The sequence below is a fragment of the Bacillus sp. LL01 genome (genome assembly GCF_001037965.1).
The window spans coordinates 1-5,015 of sequence record NZ_LFEL01000130.1; the positions used below are offsets into that span (position 1 = coordinate 1).

The following is a 5,015-nucleotide window of genomic DNA, read 5'->3' on the forward strand; positions in this document are numbered from 1 at the left end:
ATCTTCCCCAATTACCCACAAGCCACAATAGCCAATGACCTCTCCTTCAACCTCACAGACATAATAATGAGCAAACTTATTAGCATGTAATTCATTTATAAAAACAGAGGGTTTCCAGGGARTAGGAAAGGCATCCTCTTCTACTTGGAAAACGGCTTCAATGTCCTCGATTGTCATTAAACGGATAATCGACTTTGCTTGCTCAATCATTTGACTCACGCACCTTTTGCTGCTCACTTTGCCACTTTGCTTCCGCTTCAGCTAGCCTTAGATAACGTGGCACAAAGGTGTGAACCGATTGTACTGCTTCTTTTTCATAACCTAAAGCAGCAAGTTCGCCACCTCGAGGTAAGCTCATCGCATGAGGCGCAAATACAGCCTGATCACCCAAGACTACGCGTATTTCCTCGCTATGTAGGTCAAGGTCTTGTCCTACAAACAAGATTGGGCCATCTACTTCTTTTAATTGTTCAAGCCATTCTCCTAGCAGTCTTAGGCGATCTTCATGTATTTCAACCATCCGATTGTGTTCACTTTTATAGAGAGAAGTGAACACTTGTCCCCGTCTCGCATCAACAATCGGTACGGTGTAGCCGTTAAAATAGCGTCCTGTTTGCACCATCAACTCTAAACTCGACACCCCAACAAGTGGGATATTTAAGGACCAAGCTAAGCTCTTAGCAGTTGTAACTGCAATACGAACACCAGTGTACGAGCCTGGGCCCTCCGCTACTACTATTCGTTCTAATTGGTTTGCTGATATCCCTACATCCTTCATTAATTGATCAATAGCTGGCATTAAGCGTAGAGAGTGGTTTTTTTTAATGTTGGTCGTGACTTCACCAACGATTTTCTTCTCGGCTGAGATCGCTAAAGTCAATACGTATGAAGATGTATCAATTGCTAATGTGTAGCCCATTGTGCTAACTCCTTACTTAGTTGTTCGTAACGATTACCTAGAGAGGTGAATTGAATTTCTCTAGTCGTCTCGCCCGTATGTTTTATGACAATGTCCAAACGATGCTTCGGTAGTTGTTCATGAATGATACTTGCCCATTCTATAACTGAGACACCTTCTCCTTCAAAATATTCCTCTAACCCAAGCTCTTCATCGCCTTCATTTAATCGATAGACATCCATATGATATAACGGGATTCTACCCATATATTCTTTAATAATAGTAAATGTGGGGCTACTAACTACACGCTTTACTCCAAGACCTTTGGCTAGACCTTTCGTAAAGCTTGTCTTTCCAGCACCTAAATCGCCTTCTAGAGTTAAGACGTCTCCAGGCTGAACGATCTCTCCTAATTTCTTAGCTAACTCCGCTGTCTCCTCAGGAGTGCTTGTATTCATTGTCCATTTATTCATCTGATCACCTATTTAGAAAAATGATTATAGCCTTTTTTTAATAATTTAATTTGTTCATCGGCTCTTTTTAAATAAACAGAGCCTTCACCTTCATTCACTTCTCCAATACTAGTGAGCAAAATATCACTCTCACTGCACTTTTTCTTGAGTGCTTCAAAGTGTTCGGAAGCCACAGTCCCTATAAGCTGAAAATCCTCTCCACCATATAAAGCAAAATCAAGCTTTTTGTTAACTAATCCATTATTTAAAAAAGGATGGTAAGGGAGTTTATCTGGATCAATTGTAAGTTTTACCTGACTCGCTTCTGCTATTTCATTCGCTTCACTAGCCACTCCATCACTCACATCGTTTAATGAAAGACGAAAGTTTGATTGAGCTAAAATTCTCCCTGCTTCAATTTGTGGTTGCGGTTCTTGATGGGCTAAAGTAAGTTTTTCTTCTTCCTTAGAGAAATCGGCTTTTCTCCCATACTTAAGTAATAAAGCAAGCCCAGCAGCTGAACCTCCTACATAGCCTGTAAGAAAGACCGTATCTCCTATTTGTGCATTAGAACGAAGCAGTCTTCTTCTTGCTTCGACTCTTCCAATAACGGTCACTGTAATGACTAGACCTTCTTTAGTTGAAACAGTATCTCCACCAATTAAATCAGTCTGATACTTATTTGCTAAATCATTAATACCTTTATAAACAGCTTCTAGTTCTTCCTCAGTCCATTGTGGAGATATTGCAATTGATACCAAAAAATAATGGGGAATTGCCCCCATTGCAGCTAAATCACTCAGATTAACTGCTAAGGCTTTTTTACCTATTTGATAAGGACTAAGCGTATTCTTGGTAAAATGAACACCCTCGACCATTGTATCCACACAAACAACCTCATCGTATTGTGTAGATCCACTATAGATTGCAGCGTCATCCCCAATTCCAACGTTCAAAGAAGGTTGATGAATCTGTTTTGGAGTGATGCTTGATATAAATGAAAACTCATCTTTCATTTTAACCCTCCTGAATACATCTCCTACAAAAAACCTTAGGATTGATGTTCCTAAGGTTATCTGTATTAGTTTAGCTGAAATGATAAGCGATGTGCAAGCTATTATAGGCAAGCTAATCATTCGTTATAACAGAAAAAGCCGGAACATATTAGTTCCGACTTCTTCTTGGTATTGCGGGAGGAGGATTTGAACCTCCGACCTTCGGGTTATGAGCCCGACGAGCTACCAGACTGCTCCATCCCGCGACGCTATAATGTTAGTATAAACAAACAACCAGATCTTATTCAGAAAAAATTGTTTGCCTGGCAACGTCCTACTCTCACAGGGGGGAAGCCCCCAACTACCATCGGCGCAAAAGAGCTTAACGACCGTGTTCGGCATGGGAACGGGTGTGACCTCTTTGCTATCGCCACCAGACTTTGTTTGTCTCTCTAAGACATATATAAATATACCACACCAAAAAATACATTGCAAGTGGTTTTTATTTCTTTTTTAAACATTCTTTTATTGCACTATAGTTTGTCCCTCCATTATTCTATATAAAATATCTTTTCTGTATGTTACTACCTATAGGAGGAACCTATGAAAAAGAGAATGTATGAGGCTCTTCGTATTATGACCCTTTCTCCTATTGCCTTACTATTAACCATCTTATTTCTGCCTATTCTCCTAGCCACAGATAATATCCCGCTACTGCAGCAAATGTTTGACTATCTAAACCAAACCAAACACCTTTAAAGGTGTTTGGTTTGGGCCTTTTCAATAGCTTGAGTAAAAGCTTCAATAATATCAAGCTCGTCTTCAATACCGACTGAAATTCGTACCAGCTGTTTGCCAATCCCTAAATCAACTCGAAGATGATCTGGAATCGTTCGATGAGATGTACGCAATGGGTAAGAAACAGTTGTTTCTACTCCAGCTAATGTTGGAGCAATTTTAACCCAGCTTAACTCCTTAAAAAAGGTTTCAATATTAACCTCATCTGCTAAATCAATACTAACCATGGCCCCATTTCCTCTTTCTGAGACACTCTTTGGATAATAGACCTTACTTACTCCTAAATATTCACTTAGCTTATGAGCAAGCTTTGCTGCATTCTCACATTGTCTTTGCATTCGTAAACTTAATGTTTTCATTCCTCTGCAACCAAGCCACGCCTCAAATGGTGTTAAATTGCAACCTAATGTGACAACTTTAGATTTAGCTTTTTTAATAAGCTCTTCTTTACCCACTAATACACCTGCATTTACATCACTGTGTCCGCCAATATATTTTGTTGCACTATGTACAATCAGATCCGCACCTTGTTCTGTAGGTTTTAGTAAATAAGGTGTAGCAAAGGTGTTATCAATCATAGAATAGATGTGATGTTTTTTAGCAAGTGCAATTACGCCATATAGATCTTCAACTCTAAGCAAAGGATTTGTAATTGACTCTGTATAAATAAGTACTGTTTTATCTGAAATAGCAGCTTCTACTTTTTTCAAATCAGTAAAGGACACAAAGCTTACCTCTATCCCCATGTTGGGTAGTTCTTGTTCAAATAACTGATAAGTACCTCCATACAAATCTTCAGATGTTAGTACATGGTCACCTTCCTTAGCCACAGCTAAAATTCCTGCTAGGATTGCAGACATTCCAGATGAAGTAGCAACGCCGTCTTCCGCTCCCTCTAGAAGAGCTACACCAATTCCCAGATCATCGGTATTTGGATTACTGTACCTTGAATATAGATAACTTTTTTCGCCTTCATAAAAGCTTTCCATATCATCAAGATCTGTAAACGTAAATGCTGTAGTTTGATAAATAGGCTTAGCTTTACTTACATGATAAGACGCCTCTTTTTTTTGGAAATGCACTGTTTGTGTGTTAAATTGTTTTTCACGCATAATCTCCAACTCCTTTTTCTCTAGGTCAATACTCTCTTTATCTAGTAATAACTTTAACACATTATCGCATCATAAACCTTCAAATAGTATGAATAATTCGATTTTATCCTTCGGACCAGTAAGCTCTCATGCGCCCTTCTACTCTTTATGCATCAAAAAAGCATTTCATAAATGGAATGCTTGATCCCCTGGCAACGTCCTAGCTCAATCTTTCTCTTCTACGGGGAGGGGTTTCATGCCGCTTTGCTCCGTCGCTCTTCCCGAAGGCTCACGAAGAGAAAGAACTCGTCTCACAGGGGGGAAAGCACGAAGTCTCTCTTAGAAGCTTCTTCATGATGAAATCAAGGAAGCAATCAAAGAAGTTGCTGTTCCTTCGGACCAGTAAGCTCTTTAGCGCCTTCTCTACTCTTTATGCATCAAAAAAAGCATTCCATAAATGGAATGCTTTATCGCCTGGCAACGTCCTGGCTCATTCTTTCTCCCCTACGGGGATGGTTCTACATGCCGCTTTGCTCCAGAGCTCTTCACGAAGGCTCACGAAGAGAAAGAACTCGTCTCACAGTGGGAAAGGCACGAGGTTTCTCATAGAAGCTTTTTCACGGCGAATCCTACGAAGTAATCAAAGAAGTTGCTGTTCCTTCGGACCAGTAAGCTCTTTAGCACCTTCTCTACTCTTTATGTATCAAAAAAAGCATTCCATAAATGGAATGCTTTATCGCCTGGCAACGTCCTACTCTCACAGGGGGAAGCCCCCAACTAC

At 39.9% G+C, this 5,015-nt stretch carries 6 protein-coding genes, 1 tRNA gene and 1 rRNA gene; 1 reads left to right on the forward strand and 7 read right to left on the reverse strand.

Annotated elements, in window-relative coordinates:
* The 6 genes from AB685_RS26200 to rrf all read right to left on the reverse strand — a co-directional run.
* A partial coding sequence (locus tag AB685_RS26200) for a GNAT family N-acetyltransferase (protein WP_047973531.1) occupies nucleotides 1-210 on the reverse strand: 210 nt, incomplete at its 3' end.
* The gene (gene tsaB / locus AB685_RS26205; protein WP_047973532.1) at nucleotides 203-919 is read right to left on the reverse strand and encodes a tRNA (adenosine(37)-N6)-threonylcarbamoyltransferase complex dimerization subunit type 1 TsaB; all 717 of its coding nucleotides are present in this window, start codon (nucleotides 917-919) and stop codon (nucleotides 203-205) included. The genes tsaB and AB685_RS26200, both read right to left, overlap by 8 nt.
* Nucleotides 904-1,371, reverse strand: a complete 468-nt coding sequence (tsaE, locus tag AB685_RS26210) for a tRNA (adenosine(37)-N6)-threonylcarbamoyltransferase complex ATPase subunit type 1 TsaE (RefSeq protein WP_047973533.1) — start codon at nucleotides 1,369-1,371, stop codon at nucleotides 904-906. Before tsaE ends, tsaB begins: the two co-directional genes overlap by 16 nt.
* Nucleotides 1,372-1,379: 8 nt before the next feature.
* On the reverse strand, nucleotides 1,380-2,366 hold the full coding sequence (gene thiL / locus AB685_RS26215; RefSeq protein WP_047973534.1) for a thiamine-phosphate kinase: 987 nt from the start codon (nucleotides 2,364-2,366) through the stop codon (nucleotides 1,380-1,382).
* Between the two features lie 171 nt (nucleotides 2,367-2,537).
* Nucleotides 2,538-2,611 (reverse strand) — tRNA-Met (locus AB685_RS26220).
* A gap of 55 nt (nucleotides 2,612-2,666) precedes the next feature.
* Nucleotides 2,667-2,783: ribosomal RNA gene (gene rrf, locus AB685_RS26225) — 5S ribosomal RNA — on the reverse strand.
* Nucleotides 2,784-2,948: 165 nt separating this feature from the next.
* Between rrf and AB685_RS31865 the strand changes: the two genes are divergently transcribed.
* Nucleotides 2,949-3,104 (forward strand): hypothetical protein, encoded by a 156-nt coding sequence (locus AB685_RS31865; protein ID WP_198530596.1) that lies wholly within the window; start codon nucleotides 2,949-2,951, stop codon nucleotides 3,102-3,104.
* Here AB685_RS31865 and AB685_RS26230 read toward each other — a convergent pair.
* The gene (locus AB685_RS26230; RefSeq protein ID WP_047973535.1) at nucleotides 3,101-4,255 is read right to left on the reverse strand and encodes an aminotransferase class I/II-fold pyridoxal phosphate-dependent enzyme; all 1,155 of its coding nucleotides are present in this window, start codon (nucleotides 4,253-4,255) and stop codon (nucleotides 3,101-3,103) included. The two genes, AB685_RS31865 and AB685_RS26230, sit on opposite strands and share 4 nt — an antisense overlap.
* Nucleotides 4,256-5,015: the final 760 nt, after the last annotated feature.